The following is a 16,158-nucleotide window of genomic DNA, read 5'->3' on the forward strand; positions in this document are numbered from 1 at the left end:
GGATGGCGGTTGTCGTCGATGTAAGCGGCATACTCGGTCTGATCGTCCCCGACGTTGAGGTGGTTTCGGTAGTCATGGCGAGTGTGCACGAGGTTATCGAAGCGTTCCGCGGTGAGCCGTCGAATTCGGAGCGGGGCACCAAGTTCGAGCAGCTGATGGTTCGATACTTCGAGCTCGATCCGACGCTGGCGCAGCAGTACGAGCAGGTGTGGCGGTGGATCGACTGGCCCGACCGTCAAGGTAAGGCCGACACCGGCATCGACCTGGTCGCCCGCGAACGCGACACCGGCGACTACACCGCGATCCAGTGCAAGTTCTACGAACCGACCACCACGTTGAGCAAAGGCGATCTCGACTCGTTCTTCACCGCCTCCGGACAAACATTTCCCACCGCCGATGGGGATCGGTCGTTCACCAACCGCGTGATCATCTCCACCACCGACCGGTGGGGAAAGAACGCCGAAGACGCCATCAACCACCAGACCATCCCCGTCCAACGGATCGGTCTGGCCGAGATCGCCGAAGCCCCGATCGACTGGGACATCGCATGGCCGCAGGGCGAACTGACGGTCGAGTTGAGTGAAGCGATCCGCAACGAACCCCGCCCACACCAGGTCGAGGCGATCGACGCTGTCTTCGCCGGATTCTCCGCCGGCAACGACCGCGGGAAACTGATCATGGCCTGCGGAACCGGAAAGACGTTCACCGCACTCAAGATCGCCGAACGCACGGCAGCCGAAGCCGGCGGCAGTGCACGCATCCTGTTCGCCGTCCCCTCCATCTCCCTGCTCTCGCAGACACTCCGAGAGTGGACCGCACAAACCCAGCTCGACATTCGCGCGTTCGCCGTGTGCTCGGACTCGAAAGTCTCCCGCTCCGCCGAGGACTACAGCACCGTCGACGTCGCGATCCCGGTGACCACCGACCCCGACAACCTCGCATCGCACATGGCGCACCGCAAACGCTCCAAAGGACTGACCGTGGTGTTCACCACCTACCAGTCCCTGCCGACGGTCGCTGCGGCGCAAGGACTGGGGGTGGATGCGTTCGATCTGGTGATCTGCGACGAAGCGCATCGCACCACCGGTGTCACCGTCGCCGGCGCGGACGAATCGAACTTCGTCCGCGTCCACGACGCCAAGTTCCTCAAAGCATCACGGCGGCTGTACATGACGGCCACGCCCCGGATCTTCGACGACGCCGTCAAGGAAAAAGCCGCCGACCACTCCGCCGAGTTGTCGTCGATGGACGACATCGACATCTTCGGCCCCGAGATGCACCGATTGTCCTTCGGTGACGCCGTCGAGCGCGGGTTGCTCACCGACTATAAAGTCATCGTGCTCACCGTCGACGAGGACCTCGTCGCAGCCCCTATGCAGAAACAGCTCGCCGGCAACTTCGCCGAACTCCAACTCGACGATGCCTCCAAGATCGTCGGCTGCTGGAACGGTCTCGCTAAGCGCGCCGGCCGCTCCCCTGACGGCGACGGGTTCGCGATCGGCGCACCCCCGATGAAACGGGCCGTGGCGTTCGCCAAGGACATCGCCGCCTCCAAGCAGGTCGCCGAAGTGTTCCCCGACGTAGTCGACGCCTACCGCGCCCTCCTCGAGGAAAACGAGAACGACGGCGAACAGGTCGACGCCACCAACCGAGACCTCGTCGTCTCCGCCCGCCACGTCGACGGCACTTTCAACGCTCTCAAGCGCAACGAGCAACTGTCCTGGCTCAAAGCGCCAGTCCCCGAGGGTGAATGCCGCATCCTGTCCAACGCACGCTGCCTGTCCGAGGGCGTCGACGTCCCGGCCCTCGACGCCGTGTTGTTCCTGCACCCCCGCAACTCCGTCGTCGACGTCGTCCAGTCCGTAGGGCGCGTCATGCGCCTTTCCCCCGGAAAGGACTACGGGTACATCATCCTGCCCGTCGCCGTGCCCGCCGGAGTGTCACCGTCGCAGGCCCTCGCTGACAACCGCCGCTTCAAGGTGGTGTGGCAGGTCCTCAACGCCCTTCGAGCGCATGATGATCGGTTCAACGCGATGGTCAACTCCATCGCCCTCAACGCCACCACAAAACAAGCAAAAGCCGGCCAGGGGAACGATCGCCTCCTCGGCGGACACATCGGCCCGACCACCGACTCCGACGAAACGATCGGCGACGGACACCCCACCCCGGACACGGATCCGAAGCAGGACAACGGCGAAGGTGGCGGTGGTGGGGTGGCGTCGCAGATGGCGTTGTTCGCACTCTCGGAGTGGCAGGAAGCTATCTATGCCCGCATCGTCGACAAGGTCGGCACACGCGTCTACTGGGAACAATGGGCCGCCGACGTCGCCGACATCGCCGCCGCCCAGATCGCCCGCATAAACGCGCTTCTCAGCGGTGCATCCTCCCAAGTGACGGAGCAGTTTGAGAGGTTCCTCACCGGACTACGTGACAACCTCAACGACTCCATCAGCCGCGACGACGCAATCAGCATGCTCAGCCAACACCTGATCACCAAGCCGGTGTTCGATGCCCTGTTCGCCGGCCACGACTTCGCCGCGCACAACCCCGTCTCGATCGTCATGCAGCAGATGCTCGACACTCTCGGCGACGCCAACCTCGAATCGGAGACCAACGGTCTCGACTCGTTCTACGACTCGGTGCGCATCCGGGCCTCCGAAGTGACCAGCGCTGAAGGCAAACAGCAGGTCATCGCCGAGCTGTACGAGCGATTCTTCCGTGTTGCGTTCAAGAAGCAATCCGACGCTCTCGGCATCGTCTACACCCCCGTCGAGATCGTCGACTTCATCCTCCGCGCCGCAGACCACGTCTCGAAGGAGCATTTCGGGAAGGGCCTCACCGACACCGGCGTACATGTCCTCGACCCGTTCACCGGGACCGGCACTTTCCTCACCCGACTCCTGCAATCCGGGCTCATTCTCCCCGGCGACCTTGCACGCAAGTACCGGGAAGAGTTGCACGCCAACGAGATCATGCTTCTCGCGTACTACATTGCGGCAGTCAACATCGAGACCACCTATCACGCTCTGGCTACCCCAAATGGCGAGGACGGGCAGTACGAGTCGTTCGAGGGAATCGTACTCACCGACACGTTCCAGATCTCCGAAGACGGCGACAGTATGGACGCGATCATGTTCCCGCAGAACAACGACCGCATCGTCAAACAGGTCGAAGCCCCGATCAATGTCATCGTAGGTAACCCGCCGTACTCGGTCGGGCAGGACAGCGCCAACGACAACAACGCCAACCTCAGCTACCCCACTCTCGACGCCCGTATCGCCGCGACCTACGCCGGCCGCTCGACGGCGCAGCTCAAGAACAGCCTCTACGACTCCTACTACCGCGCCTACCGATGGGCCACCGACCGCGTCGGCGACCACGGAATAGTCGCATTCGTCTCCAACGGAGGATGGATCGACGGCAACACGGCCGACGGAGTGCGGCTGAGCATGGCCGACGAGTTCGCCCACCTGTGGATTTACAATCTACGCGGTAACCAACGCACAGCCGGCGAACTTTCCCGACGAGAAGGCGGCAAGGTGTTCGGCTCCGGAAGCCGTTCCACCATCGTCATTTTCGTCGGTGTTAAGAACGAAAAGCACACAGGACCCGTACAGATCCACTACCGAGATATCGGCGACTATCTCGACCGCGCCGAAAAACTCCGTCTCGTTGACACGAGCACTATCGAGAACCTCGAATGGCAGAGTGTGCAGCCGAACGCGCATGGCGACTGGATCAGCCAGCGAGACAGTGCTTTCAGCTCATGGCCGGCGATCGCGAGCCGCGGTGCTACGGGAGCCGTCGTCTTCCGAACTTTCTCGGGCGGACTTAAGACCAACCGAGATAGCTGGGTTTACAGCTTCTCCTTGAACTCGCTCCACGAACAGGTCGGCAGGACGCTCACCTTCTATCAAGCGGAACTTCATCGCGCAGAGGCTCAACGGGGGAACGAACGCCTTCAGGACGTGGTGAACCGCGATCCCCAAAGTATCTCGTGGAGCAGCTCGCTGTTGTCATCTATCGACGCGCGCAGGGTCATTCGCGAAGAGACTTCTGCATACCGCGAAAGCGCCTACCGGCCATTCCAAGGAAGCCATGTCTACTTCGACAAGTCCCTGAATGACCGCCCTGGCAGGCTCCCTTCGATGTTCCCAACGCCCCACCACCGGAACTACGGCATCGTTCTGACTGGACCGGCATCACACTTCGACTTCACTCCATTTGCGACCAATCTGATTCCCAACCTGCACCTCCTGGACACTGGTCAGTTCTTCCCTCGCTACACCTACGAACGCATCGACGGTGCTGCGGGCGGCGGGTTCGACTTCGGATCGACGGCCGATACTTTTGGGGTCGATGAGTGGGGTTACCGGCGGGTGGACAACATCACCGATGAGATCCTCGAGGTCTACCGGACCGCGCTTGACGCTTCGGTGACCAAGGATCAGGTTTTCTGGTCGGTGTATGGGCAGCTGCATGTCCCCGGCTACCGGGAGACGTACGCGGCGGATCTGAAGAAAATGCTCCCCCACATCCCCACCCCTGAAAGCTTGGAGCGCTTCACCCAGCTCGCTAACGCCGGCGAGCAGCTCGGCACCCTTCATATGCAGTACGAGGACGTCGATCCCTACCCACTCGATGTCGAGATAAAGGCCGGTGTCGACGAACACGATCGTGAGACATGGCGAGTACAGAAACTGAAGTGGCGCAACAAGGCCGACCACACCGCAATCGTCTACAACTCGAAGGTCAGCCTCACCGGCATTCCACCCGAAGCCGAGGAGTACATGCTCGGTTCGCGGTCAGCGCTGGCATGGATCATCGACCGCTACCAGGTCAAGACCGACAAGCCATCGGGCATCGTGAACGATCCGAACCTATGGTGCGACGAGCACGACAACCCCACCTACATAGTCGAACTGATCAAGAAAGTCACCACCGTCGCCGTCGAGACCATGCGCATCGTTCGCGAACTCGACATCGAGAAGGCTGCCTGATGGTCCGGGCTCAGACAATCCAGATCTATCTACCCGGTGGGGATCCCGCCGGTATTCGGGTCGCGAGCCTGACCACTAGGACTGTCCGGGTCTTCGACATCCCGCGATCGCTGCTGAGCGAATTTGCAAAGCTACCGGCATCGATGCAGGTCGGGGTGTACTACCTGTTCGGAGGTAGCGATGACGAGCGGACCGCGTACATCGGCCAGACCGGGAACGTCGGTAAACGCTTAGGTGAGCATGGCGAGAAGAACTGGACCCGCGCGATGGTTGCAGTGTCGTTGACCAATGAATGGACGTCCACGCACGTCTCCTATCTGGAGTGGTTGTCGATCCGAACCGCCCAACGCGCAGACCGGTACACGCTGACCAATGGCAACGATGCGAGCAACCCGTTCACACCAGCACCGCTCGAGGCGGATTGCCACGAGTTTCTGGACACGATCTCCGTCCTGCTGACCACCCTTGGTGCACCGATCCTCGATTCGATTCGTCCAACGAAGGGTGAATCCAGAGCAGGTGAAGAATCGCCAAACCAGCCTCTGTTCTTCCGTGAGTCCGGATGCGACGCGCAGGGATACTTGACTTCCGAAGGCATTGTTGTGCAACGAGGTTCCCGTGGCCGACCGGATCTACGTGGCGCAGCTACCGAGCGCGTCAGGACTACCCGCGAGTCTCTTATCGCCAGCGGCCGCGCGACGATCGAAGATGACGCTTTCATTTTTCGCGACGACGAGCTCTTCGACAGTCCATCCGCTGCCGGCGCAGTGCTCGTAGGTGGAAGCAACAATGGACGCATCAGCTGGAAGAACGAAGCCGGCGAAGATCTGAACGTGTTAGAGGCCCGTGAGCTGGCCAGCGCTCAGGCGCAGCGTGAGGCGTCACCGGCGAGTGATTCCGTCGAGGTCGGAGCGGGAGTGCCAACCGCGTAGTTCTCCCCTCAGCTCTAGGATTGCGTAAAATGGCGGTACAGGGTTCGCCGACTCACTCCGAGGATTTCAGCTATGTCGCCGATAGTGCTGCCCTGGTTACGCATTCGGGTTGCCTCCCGCTTCTTGGTGACCGTGAGCGCGGGTGGGCGACCGCCGACCTTCCCTCGCTCGCGGGCTGCGGCGAGGCCTGCGTGTGTGCGTTCGCGGAGAAGTTGTCGCTCGAAGCTGGCGAGTGCACCGAAGATGTGGAAGATGAGTTCTCCGCCGGCGGTGGTGGTATCGATCTGTTCGGTGACCGATGCGAACGCCACTCCCCTGGCCTTGAGGTCTGCGATGAGCTCGATGAGATGGGGAAGGTTGCGGCCGAGCCGGTCGAGTCGCCAGACTGTGAGCACGTCACCGGGCAGGAGAATGTCGAGCAGTTCCGTCAACGCCGGCCGGGTGGTGGTGGACCCGCTCGCAGTGTCGGTGAAGATACGTTCGCAACCGAAAGCTCTCAGCGCGTCGCTCTGTAGATCGAGGTTCTGTTCAGCGGTCGAGACTCTGGCGTACCCGTATTTGTGGCCCACAGCGGTCAACTGTGCCACAACTCATCTATTCAATGGTTCTGACACGCCAAGGTTTAGCCTACGTTTTTGACACCATCCAGCGGCTGGTCGCTCGGTCGGCCGATTGTCAGTTTCAGAAGTCGACTGCACTGTTTCAGAAGTGGACTGCACTAATCACCTCTCGCGACCGCTAGGGCGTCTCGTTCTTCCCGCGCGAGGGTGAGGTTGCTGTAGAGGGCGGATCGTTTCAATCCGGTGTTCTTGCAGAGTGTTTCGATCTTGAACTGCCGTGTTTCGTATACCTGGAGTAGGTATGCCCGCTCTTCAGGGGTCAGGGTATGCGGCCGGCCCTTCATCTTGCCGGCCGCTGCTGCGGCCGCGATCGCGTCGCGGGTGCGGGCTCGGATCAGGTCGGACTCGAATTCGGCCATGAGACCCAGCATCCCGATGAACATTTTGCCCATGGGATCAGCTGGGTCGTAGACCTTGCCGTCGATCAATAGTGCCACTCCCCTGGCGGCGAGGCGGTTCACGGTTTCGTGGAGGTCTCCGGCTGATCGAGAAAGTCTGTCGAGTTTGGTGACGCAGAATTCGTCGCCTTCACGGCTGGCGTTGATGGCGTTTTCGAGTCCGGGGCGTTTCGCTTGACGGCCGCTGACAGCGTGGTCGATATAAACCCGATCGCGTTCGACACCGATCTTGGCGAGCAGACCAATTTGGACGGAGGTGTCCTGTCTGGCGGTGCTGCACCGCGCGTACCCGATCTTCATGCTCCTCCGGCCTGCTGGACTCGATCTGTCCAGTAGAGACTACGGGAAGCCGGACCAATCAAGTGGACACTTCCAGCGGACGGTTCAGCTGAGAGAACGTCGTGGTCAATCACTCTCAGTAGCCCGTTCGCACTCGTCCGGTATGACGATGGTCAAAACGCACACTCGAACCCGTAGAAGACAACTCAGCCGCATGTCGATGAAATCGGCGAGACTCGGCCACTGGATCCCGTCAGCGGTGTCGCTGCGCAGCCCTATGCTCTCGAGCATGACCTTCACCGCGCTGCACCGTGTCCTGGGTTTGCCGCCGGGACCGTTGACCGATGCCATGCTCGACGAAGCGGTAGGCGCAGGTGCAGCCGAGACCGACGATCTTGACTGGAAGTCAGAGCTCCCGCCCATGAAGGGCCTGTCACAGACGGACTTCCCGAAAGATGTTGCTGCAATGGCGAACAGCGGTGGCGGCGTCATCGTGTTCGGCGTTCGTGAGACGCAGAAGGCCGCAACCGAACGAGTCGACGTGGGCGATCTCGACGAGGCCTACGAACGCTCCTTGAGGAGCGCTGCAATCACCGGTATCTCGCCACCGGTGTTCGGGCTGAACGTGCACCGCATCGGAACCGACCCGCGGGCCGTCGTGGTGGAAGTTCCCGCGAGTATCGACGGACCGCACCTGATCTACAGGAACGACTACTTCGGAGCTCCGATCAGAAACGACTCGGACACCGTCTGGATGAAAGAGCGCCAGATCGAGGCGATGTACCGGGCTCGCTTCGATGAGCGCCGACATGCCACCGAGACGTTGGACGCGCTCTACAGCGAGGCGGCAGCGGGTCGTAACTTCGGTGAGCGTGCCTGGCTGATCGCAGTTGCTCACCCGCGCATCCCTCGCTTCCGCGAACGACTGACTCGTGAGGAAGCTCGAGCCGTGTTGGCCGAGGCAGAGGAGCTGACCCTGACTTATGCCGATCGCAATGGCGTCCACCCGATGGAGAACGTCGACCGCACCAACCTGCGTCCTGGTTTGCGTCGCTGGGTGGCCGTGAACACGGCAACAGGTGAACGCTCGACCTGGAAAGAAGCATGGATCAGCATCCACCATGATGGTTCTGTAACGGTCGCCACCGCTGCCGGCGCGCATCGCATGAGCATGGACGGTTACCGCGAGGGCTGGCAGATCGAGTCCTCCGCCGTCGAATGCGCCATTGCTGATCTGATGGCACTGGTGAGAAAGGCCGCGAAGGCGACCGACAACGACGAGTACGACTTACGCCTGGGGATCGAGTGGACAGGTGAGCAGCCGCTGACGCTCCTAACCGAAGACGCCAGCGGCCGAACCTACAACGGCGTTTCGATCCCTCTGCACCGTTACACGCCGGTCGAGACCACCGTAAACGCAGCAGAGCCAGAGGCGGACTTTCACTGGCACGTTCACGACTTTGCTCAGGACTGCGTGAATCAAGGGGGTATCTCAAACGTGTTGCGCATCCGGCCGCCTGCCCATGATGGGTCGGCGTAGCGGGATCTCACCGCAAGCGATCTCTACGTTGCCCGCCAAGCGACGCCGCTTACGCAGTCGTACAGCGATTTTGCGAGCCCGGTCCTGCTCAGCCCGGCTGGCCGTAGGAGACCAGCGCCACCAGGACGCGATCGATGAAGTCTCCGACTTTGTCGGGTCGCTGATCGGGAGCTTCGACCGAATGCAGAGTGAAGTCCTTCTTTCCGCTGAAGGTAAAGGTGGCTCGTCGAGTCCATTGGGTCACTCGCCGCGATACCTCGTCGTAGTGCTGGTCCTCGATGGCGATGTCGACTTGTTTGAGTTCGGACAGCGGTATCACCGCACCGGTGATGGCAACGTTCGAGTCATCGTTGCTTCCCTCGCAGGTCAACACCCCGTACTGGGATCCGTTCAGCCACGTGACCGTATGAATCCCATGTTCGGAGTTGGTGTAGCCGACGGCATGTGCGCTGGGGTGAACGTGACGACGTGCGACATTCAAGAACACCCGGGGGATGGTGGCGGTATTGTCGTCGAAGACTTTGCGCTTCCAGTCCCGCAGTGCGTGATCAGGATCGTTTTCGGTCATCGGGTCCCTTCCCCTCATATCTGTCATCTGTCATTATGGACGATAGACATTGCAGTCGGGAAGGGCAACAAACACCCAATGGACGAGACCACAACCAAAGCAACATTGGCCGATCTACTGCGCCAGGCCATTGATGACCGCACCGGAGCCCCGCTGCGCGACATCCAGGCCCTCGTTGAGGCCGAAGAGGCAGCCAGGCCACGGGGAATGTCACTGAACCGCAGTACCGCATCCCAGATTTTGCGCGGTGCCTACCGCGGGACCCCATCTGCCGCCACCGTGCGTGCGATCGGTTGGCTGGCCGGCGTTACCGAGCAAGTGGCGTTCGCAGCGGCCGGCCAACCGACACCTGGCCGCCCGCTGGCCGACGAACTCCCAGCCTCCACAGACACGCTCAACGACCGCGAGCGAGCCGTCGTGATCGACGTCGTCCGAGCGCTACTCGCACAGCGCCAAAACACCGACGCGTGGAAAGCCATTACCGCCGAAGCCTTCGGTCAGATAGTCGACGACTTGGTGACTGTCCAGCAGACCCTCGACGACGTTGCTAGTGAAAAAGACGCAGCCCAAATCATCAATGCCGCAACCAATGAGCTGACAAACGTAATCGCTCGTACCCGCCGGCTCGCTGAACGGTGCGCAACCGAGCAAGCAACCCCCGCCTCCACCAACTGAATTGCCACGACAGCCAGCATGGGCCGTCTCGTTCCCAGCTGGGGCGGCAGAACGCCGTCGTTGTCTACTGCCGAACTCGGCCTTCTAGCCGGGTGCCAGCCGTCAGGCAGCCCGCCACCGTAGCGGTGGACTCTGGGTGAATCGCTTAGAGCCAGCTCACGCCCATTGGTCGTCCATGCCACACCGGAAGGCACCACCATGACCCAACACCGATGGAACCACAACACCCACTACTACGACATCGTTCTCGACGCGGCACCACCCACCGCGCACGCCGCCCTGGACGTCGGTACCGGCGACGGTCTACTGGCCGTCCAACTCGCCGAGAAGATCCCCGAAGTCATCGGCATTGATTCTGACGCCGACATCGTCAACCACGCTCGGTCCAACACCTCCGCCGACATCACCTGGATGACCGGCGACGCCCTCACCACCGCCTTGCCCACAGCGCACTTCGACCTCGTCGCCGCCGTCGCGACCGTACATCACTTCCCCGATCTAGCAGCTGGCCTGCAGCGCCTCGCAGACCTCACCGCCCCCGGTGGCGTGCTGGTCGTGATCGGCTGCGCCCGTAGTTCAACCCTGTCCGATTATGCCTTCGAGGCCGTTGGGATTGTGCAACATCAGGTTCTTTCACGCACTCGAGGCTTCTGGCAACACAACGCCCCCGTTCGCATGCAGTTTCCGCACACCTACACCGAGGTCAAACAGATCGCGGCGACGGTGCTACCAGGCATGACGTGGCGCAGGCTCCCTCTCTGGCGATACGCCATTACTTGGAGCAAGGCGAAGTAGCAGCACACGCACGCCCGTGTGGTCCACTGCTCCGGCCGCTTAGTGAGCAGCCGAAAACCGTGTAGGAGGACGTTCGGCTTCTACGCGGCCTCAGTCAGTCGGCGACGTCGCGGTTCGCGTTCAATATGCGGTCGACTTCTTTGCGTACTGCGGCGTGATGGAAGCCACCGAGATTCGTCGCTCTTGCGATTCGATCGGCCAGCTCCTGGAACAACTCAAGTGTCGCGGTGAGGGCCTGGCCGCTGTCGTCGCCGAACATGGCCCAGCACCCGACAAGGCGGGCCTGTATGTCTTGGTCCATCCACTGGCGCATTCGCGTGCCCAGATACCGCACATCGCGTGTCGTTCCGTACCGGATGTTGTGATCCCATTCGATCATCCGCAACAGCTCGGATTTGAGGTCCGCATCCCGTGTGATGACGGACCACGGTTCTTCTCGCACAATGGCTTTCGCTGCCATCAGCGCAGCAGCCGAAGCCCAGTTGCAACACTCGTCGAACTGTCCCTGGTCTGGGAGATTGGGCTCGTGCGCACGCAGTGAAAAGGATACGGTCAGATCGTCCTTGTCGAGAAGGACCTGGAACGGCCGATCGTATTCGCCGGCCGCTTCGACTGCGTTCACCAGTGTGAAGTCGAGCTTGCCACCAACGTAGTAGACTAGGCGTGTCGGCTGGTCGTCTCCGTTCTCCAACCGTTCCACGGCGAGCACGTCACCGAGGTCGAGCCACCAGGAATCGTCGTTCTCCAGCGATTCTGCGTTTCGGACATACAGTTCGAGGTCCCGGTCCGACAGCGGATGTTGCGCCTGCGTTGCGGCGGATCCAGTGAGAACGACGGCCCTGACATTGTCGTTCTGCATCGCCCAGGTCAGTACCGATCGGACAGCCAAGTCATAGTCCACGGTCTCATTATCCGTATGCGCGGCGCGATTACGTTCGCCCCGCAGGAGTTCGATGTTCAGGCCGGTTCAGGGTTGGCATCGAGCCACAGTTTCCGCTCTAGATTCAGTTGCCTTGCCATGTGTCGACCTTCATCGCTCCCGTATCGGGGTCGACTTGGATGTATGAGGCGTGCGATAGGTCTATTCGGAGTTGAGCAGCATCGGGATGGTCCTCGTCTATGCGGTCGACGTATATTTCCGCCTGGCCCGAGAGCTTTGCGTCCACCGGCATCCCGTCCGTTCCCGCTGCGGTGAGTGTTGCTGCGTGCAGGGCCACGCGGGGATCCCGCTGGATGTCCGCAAGTTTTCGCGAACCGTGCATCATGCCGAGCTGGATTTCACCGTCCAGAAATGCGATCTCGATGCCACTGACGCGAGGGGAACCGTCTGCGCGAAGAGTGGCCAGCACGTGGTCGCGCCCTTGCTCGAATCGTGCCCGGATCAAGCCCGCTAGCTCTGGCCGATCGCGCTCGAAGTCCGCCCAGGTTGCCATTTGTACGTACTACTCCCGCGTTCGTAGGTGCAAGCAAGGTGCCGGTCCAGTCTCGATATAGCTTGCTTGAGACGTCAAGGCTAGAAGCCGTATTCGATCGAAGGTCAGCGCCAGACACGCCCCGCAGTATGCACACCGCGCACCGCCCCCAGCGACGAAATGTTCGACGAGGCACCCCCACCGGTGCCCCTGATACCGCGAACGCTGCTTTCCGCTGTTTGGCAACCGGCGATATCCGATCGCTCAGTTTGCCTCGCCGAGTGATTCGGTTGTCGGTCCACGTTCCCACTGCGTCGCTGTGATCTCGTAAAGCACCTCCCCATGATCCGCGCCGGGCAGCGGGTCCTGCCACTCGCGGACCTGTGTGCGCACGTAGTCCATCCCGATCTTGCTCATCACACCCCTAGACGCGTAATTGACCGCCATCGTCTCGGCCCAGATACGTTGCAGTCCGAGCGTGCCGAATCCGTAGTCGAGCAGCAACAAGGCCCCCTCTGTAGCCAGTCCCTTCCTCCAATGCTTCCGCATCACCCGCCAGCCGATCTCGGCCTGATCGGTGCTCACGGGCGCGTCAGTTGCCGAACCACTACGGCCGAGGTCCCACCAGCCGAGAAAAGTGCCGCCCTCGAAGCCGACCCACCACCCGAGCCCCACTTGATCGGCAACACGGTCGGCGCATCGGGGTGCCCAGAATTCATCGATCTCCTGGGACGTTCGTGCTCGCCCCAGGAGGAACTCCATCACCAAGGGGTCTGAGTCGAGGCCGTGCAGCAAGGGCAAGTGCTGCAGGGTCATTGGGCGCAATTCGATCCTGGACGAGTTCAGCACCGGGCGGCTCATCACCTTATCCTCACCTGCCGTCCGGTGCAGCGCCAGCGAGATGTGTCCGCAACGGATCAGTCGCGGCTAGGTCGCGGTACGAAGAGAGCTTCGATAGCAGGTCGTGAGCTGCTGGCTCTAGTCGGATATGTCCTTGAAGTAGCGTGCGACCGGCCACCGCTCGAAACCGTCGGACTCGTAGGTTCGGCGGGCGGCAGTGTGGCCGGGGTCGTCACCTGTCTCAACCATTACCATCTGCATGCCAGCGGACTTCGCGCGAGCTGTGGAGTGATGCATCAGCAGACGACCAACTCCTTGACGCTGCCAATCAGGATCGACGGCAAGTACGTAGATTTCGCCCATGGTGTCCTCCGGATGTAGCCGTGTGCAGACCCACCCCACCAGCGTCGAACCGTCGATCGCGACATCTATGTTCTCCGGTTCCTGCGCGAGAACCGTTGCCAGATCGTCGTATTGACGCTTTCTCCACCCTTCTGGATAGAAGGATTGATAGACGAAAGTCGGTACAGCGCCCTCGAGGAGTAAGAACACCGGCCCCCACGCGCGAAGGGCAACATCGAGGGCTCCAGCTTGATGATTTGTCTCAAATGGGACGATTCGCAACACACCTCGAACCTAGCCTCATCAGGCCACGGACTCGAATGAATTACGTCGACTGGCCCCCTGTGCGCCCCGCCCCAGGTCGCCCGGCACACTGAACCGACCATGGACGAAGACTGGCGACAATGGCCCCTGGTGAGGGTGCCGTCGAGTTAACCTCCACAGGAGGTAGGCAAACCAGTACTAAGATCTCGGCGTCTTTACCCGCTGATTGATCACCCGCGGGCGCGGCCATCACGTCGCGGCCGTGTCGGTACGGACAATGCCCGATTTCGCATCCTCTAGTCCAGTCGAATGCCCAGCTCTACGAAGGCATAGGCCAGGTCATCGATGTCTTCTTCGGTGCGGCACCCCGTTCGAGCGAATCCGAACAGAGATCGGGCGGCGTCGCTGTCGACGCGAGCGGCGGCGACAGCGGCATCGATCGCCGCAATCACACCGTCCCAAGCGCTGCGGGCGGGTACCGGACTGAGAGACCCCGTCGGAGGGGTCCCCGGATCGACCGGCTCGTACCGTCGCGGGCGCAGCAGGCAGGCGTCAGCTCCGCTCGCGGTTATCTCATCGTTCTCCACCGCGATGATCGCGGTCGCGGCAGCAAACAAAACCTTCGCTTGCTCGTCCCACGGCAGTTGCTCGAACGGAACCCACGATGTCCGCAGCGGGCGGGAACAACCGGTGGACTTCCAGATCGCGCTCAGTGGCTTCGCCCACCATCCGGTGCGAACCAGCGGTGTCGATACCTCATCGACGACGGTGCGCAGCAGCCTGAACCACACTGCTGCATGAACACGGCCCGCGACGAGCTCGACCGACCCGCTCGTCATGGCGGCGGCTGTGCGCCGGTCGATTTCTGCGACGACTGCTGGTACCGGTATCGGTGGTGCGTGTTCGTCCGAGCCTGCTGGTGTTCTGTCCCAGAAAACCAGTCTCCCGGGTATCACAGCGCAGAATTCCAGTCGACAGTGATGTTTCGTGCAGCTGGTCAACATCGGGTACTGCTGAGCCATCGTGACCGCGATATCGGCGTCTGTGTCGAGGTCGTCGATGCATAAGGGGCATGCCCGCGTATCGAGCTTGCTCACCCAGGGAAGCCACGTGCCAGCGGGCGGTGCGCGTCGACGTCGATCAGCCATCGCCAGTCCCGGTGGCAGTAGGACAGAGAACTGATGGACGTAGGTGTCGAAGTCGCATTCCCCGGGGTCGGTGCTGTCGAGCAGCCAGGGCGTGCAGCCCGCCAACGTCATCTCCCGCAGCCGGTCGGCCGTACAGGAGCTTCTCTGGGCAAGCGCGAATAGCACCGGCTCGGGTGTGTGTCGGTCCAGGTTCACGCCCGAGGTATCGACACCGAGCCCGTCGAGAAGGTCCGCTGTATTGATCAACGAATACAGTGCGCTGGTTCGGGCCAGCCACGACATCAGAGTCTCACCAGGTAGTGGTTGCGGGTGCAGCGGCCACCGCGGATGTGCACTGTGGTCGAGCGCTGTATGCGCTGCAGGAGTATCGGCTGGTGTCATGCCAGGTGCCGTTCGAAGTGGCGGCGGCGTTCGGTGGGCCCGGAGTAGGCGGTCTGGGTCAACACCTGCGAGGTGATTGATTCCTCTCCGGCTTCTATTGCGGTCACTGCGGCCGCGGTCAATAGCGTGGCCAGTTCGCCGATGGTGCCCTCACACCGGGTGAGGAGGTAATCGGTCATCTCTGCCGATGTCAGGTGCGAGGGCGCACGCAACGGGAAGCTGGCGGTGAAGCTCGCCAGCAGGGAGCGGGTGTCTGTGTCGTTGGTCCAGATCGGCAGCGTCATGGGGTGAAAACGGTTCTCCAACTGTGTATCGCTGCGGATGGCGAGGTACGCCTCGCGGGTGCCGACTCCAACGAGAGGAATGCGCAGTTCGTTGCCGAGGAACCGCAACAGGTTCAGGAATTCTCGGCGTACGTTGTCGCGGCCGGCGAGGACGTTGTGCAGCTCGTCGATGATCAGCATCCGAACCCCGGTCGCTCGTAGCAGCGTGATCGCTTGCTGTTCGAGTTCGTGGACTCGGCTCCGTGGCCGGATCGGCGTTCCGAGTGCAGCGAGCATCGCCAGGTAGAACCGTGCGGGTGCTGGGTCCGGGGGCATCTGCATACACAACACCGGTATCTGCTCGCGATCGGGCAAGCTGACAGTGGGGTGTGCGCGGCGGAACTTCTCAACGATCATCGACTTGCCGTTGTTCGTCGGTCCGATTAGAAGCAGGTTCGGCATGCGTTGTCGATCCGGCCACCCCAGCAGCGTCTCGAGATGCTCGATCACCGACCGTGCACGCGGATACCCGATCCACCGTTCGGTGCGAATGTGCCTGATACGTTGCGCTGCAGGCAGAACCGCGATCGATCTGACCGAACTTCGCAGGTGGGTGAGATCCATACGATCAACGTCGATGTCGTCGCCGATACGGTCGGTGCCGTGGCCTGCCGAGGCGTTTCGGGGGTCGTTGTTCACCG

Annotated in this window: 14 protein-coding genes; 5 read left to right on the forward strand and 9 right to left on the reverse strand. The window is 61.7% G+C overall.

Features of this window, described 5'->3' with window-relative positions; all coding sequences use genetic code 11:
* Positions 1-74 precede the first annotated feature (74 nt).
* Positions 75-5,000, forward strand: coding sequence for a DEAD/DEAH box helicase (locus CH295_RS26620; protein WP_094742570.1), 4,926 nt, complete (start codon positions 75-77; stop codon positions 4,998-5,000).
* Positions 5,000-5,932 (forward strand): GIY-YIG nuclease family protein, encoded by a 933-nt coding sequence (locus CH295_RS26625; protein WP_094742444.1) that lies wholly within the window; start codon positions 5,000-5,002, stop codon positions 5,930-5,932. Before CH295_RS26620 ends, CH295_RS26625 begins: the two co-directional genes overlap by 1 nt.
* A gap of 14 nt (positions 5,933-5,946) precedes the next feature.
* Here CH295_RS26625 and CH295_RS26630 read toward each other — a convergent pair whose 3' ends face one another.
* Both CH295_RS26630 and CH295_RS26635 read right to left on the reverse strand, forming a co-directional pair.
* Entirely contained in the window at positions 5,947-6,519 is a 573-nt protein-coding gene (locus CH295_RS26630; protein WP_502694549.1) for a recombinase family protein, read from the reverse strand.
* 131 nt (positions 6,520-6,650) lie between these two features.
* Entirely contained in the window at positions 6,651-7,250 is a 600-nt protein-coding gene (locus CH295_RS26635; protein WP_094742445.1) for a recombinase family protein, read from the reverse strand.
* A 328-nt stretch (positions 7,251-7,578) separates the two neighbouring features.
* On the opposite strand from CH295_RS26635, the gene CH295_RS26640 reads away from it, so the two are divergent.
* Positions 7,579-8,769 (forward strand): AlbA family DNA-binding domain-containing protein, encoded by a 1,191-nt coding sequence (locus CH295_RS26640; RefSeq protein ID WP_252342207.1) that lies wholly within the window; start codon positions 7,579-7,581, stop codon positions 8,767-8,769.
* A gap of 88 nt (positions 8,770-8,857) precedes the next feature.
* On the opposite strand, the gene CH295_RS26645 is transcribed toward CH295_RS26640, so the two are convergent.
* A complete protein-coding gene (locus CH295_RS26645) occupies positions 8,858-9,337 on the reverse strand; it encodes a hypothetical protein (protein WP_094742447.1) in 480 nt (159 codons plus the stop codon).
* A 78-nt stretch (positions 9,338-9,415) separates the two neighbouring features.
* On the opposite strand from CH295_RS26645, the gene CH295_RS26650 reads away from it, so the two are divergent.
* Both CH295_RS26650 and CH295_RS26655 read left to right on the forward strand, forming a co-directional pair.
* Positions 9,416-10,012, forward strand: a complete 597-nt coding sequence (locus CH295_RS26650; RefSeq protein ID WP_094742448.1) for a hypothetical protein — start codon at positions 9,416-9,418, stop codon at positions 10,010-10,012.
* 198 nt (positions 10,013-10,210) lie between these two features.
* Positions 10,211-10,807 carry a class I SAM-dependent methyltransferase gene (locus CH295_RS26655; protein WP_094742449.1) on the forward strand — a complete coding sequence of 199 codons (597 nt, stop codon included), beginning with the start codon at positions 10,211-10,213 and terminating at the stop codon, positions 10,805-10,807.
* Positions 10,808-10,901: 94 nt separating this feature from the next.
* Here CH295_RS26655 and CH295_RS26660 read toward each other — a convergent pair whose 3' ends face one another.
* The 6 genes from CH295_RS26660 to CH295_RS26685 all read right to left on the reverse strand — a co-directional run bounded on the left by CH295_RS26660 (position 10,902) and on the right by CH295_RS26685 (position 16,156).
* On the reverse strand, positions 10,902-11,708 hold the full coding sequence (locus CH295_RS26660) for an aminoglycoside 6-adenylyltransferase (protein WP_288143202.1): 807 nt from the start codon (positions 11,706-11,708) through the stop codon (positions 10,902-10,904).
* 103 nt (positions 11,709-11,811) lie between these two features.
* Positions 11,812-12,240, reverse strand: coding sequence for a pyridoxamine 5'-phosphate oxidase family protein (locus tag CH295_RS26665; protein ID WP_094742450.1), 429 nt, complete (start codon positions 12,238-12,240; stop codon positions 11,812-11,814).
* 243 nt (positions 12,241-12,483) lie between these two features.
* Positions 12,484-13,080: a GNAT family N-acetyltransferase gene (locus tag CH295_RS26670; protein ID WP_141217102.1), complete on the reverse strand. Its 597-nt coding sequence runs from the start codon at positions 13,078-13,080 to the stop codon at positions 12,484-12,486.
* A gap of 117 nt (positions 13,081-13,197) precedes the next feature.
* The gene (locus CH295_RS26675) at positions 13,198-13,686 is read right to left on the reverse strand and encodes a GNAT family N-acetyltransferase (protein ID WP_252342208.1); all 489 of its coding nucleotides are present in this window, start codon (positions 13,684-13,686) and stop codon (positions 13,198-13,200) included.
* A 275-nt stretch (positions 13,687-13,961) separates the two neighbouring features.
* On the reverse strand, positions 13,962-15,194 hold the full coding sequence (locus CH295_RS26680; protein ID WP_252342209.1) for a TniQ family protein: 1,233 nt from the start codon (positions 15,192-15,194) through the stop codon (positions 13,962-13,964).
* Complete coding sequence (locus CH295_RS26685) at positions 15,191-16,156, reverse strand: TniB family NTP-binding protein (protein ID WP_252342210.1); 966 nt, start codon at positions 16,154-16,156, stop codon at positions 15,191-15,193. Before CH295_RS26685 ends, CH295_RS26680 begins: the two co-directional genes overlap by 4 nt.
* Positions 16,157-16,158 lie beyond the last annotated feature (2 nt).

It is taken from the genome of Rhodococcus sp. 14-2483-1-2, assembly GCF_002259405.1.
In the GTDB taxonomy this organism is placed as follows: Bacteria; Actinomycetota; Actinomycetes; order Mycobacteriales; family Mycobacteriaceae; genus Rhodococcoides.

What these genes read in the sequence shown, in the direction of transcription:
- CH295_RS26620 (WP_094742570.1), top strand. Translation starts at nt 75, where the DNA reads ATGGCGAGTGTGCACGAGGTTATCGAAGCGTTCCGCGGTGAGCCGTCG.
- CH295_RS26625 (WP_094742444.1), top strand. Translation starts at nt 5,000, where the DNA reads ATGGTCCGGGCTCAGACAATCCAGATCTATCTACCCGGTGGGGATCCC.
- CH295_RS26635 (WP_094742445.1), bottom strand. Translation starts at nt 7,250, where the DNA reads ATGAAGATCGGGTACGCGCGGTGCAGCACCGCCAGACAGGACACCTCC.
- CH295_RS26640 (WP_252342207.1), top strand. Translation starts at nt 7,579, where the DNA reads ATGCTCGACGAAGCGGTAGGCGCAGGTGCAGCCGAGACCGACGATCTT.
- CH295_RS26645 (WP_094742447.1), bottom strand. Translation starts at nt 9,337, where the DNA reads ATGACCGAAAACGATCCTGATCACGCACTGCGGGACTGGAAGCGCAAA.
- CH295_RS26650 (WP_094742448.1), top strand. Translation starts at nt 9,416, where the DNA reads ATGGACGAGACCACAACCAAAGCAACATTGGCCGATCTACTGCGCCAG.
- CH295_RS26655 (WP_094742449.1), top strand. Translation starts at nt 10,211, where the DNA reads ATGACCCAACACCGATGGAACCACAACACCCACTACTACGACATCGTT.
- CH295_RS26665 (WP_094742450.1), bottom strand. Translation starts at nt 12,240, where the DNA reads ATGGCAACCTGGGCGGACTTCGAGCGCGATCGGCCAGAGCTAGCGGGC.
- CH295_RS26670 (WP_141217102.1), bottom strand. Translation starts at nt 13,080, where the DNA reads ATGAGCCGCCCGGTGCTGAACTCGTCCAGGATCGAATTGCGCCCAATG.
- CH295_RS26680 (WP_252342209.1), bottom strand. Translation starts at nt 15,194, where the DNA reads ATGACACCAGCCGATACTCCTGCAGCGCATACAGCGCTCGACCACAGT.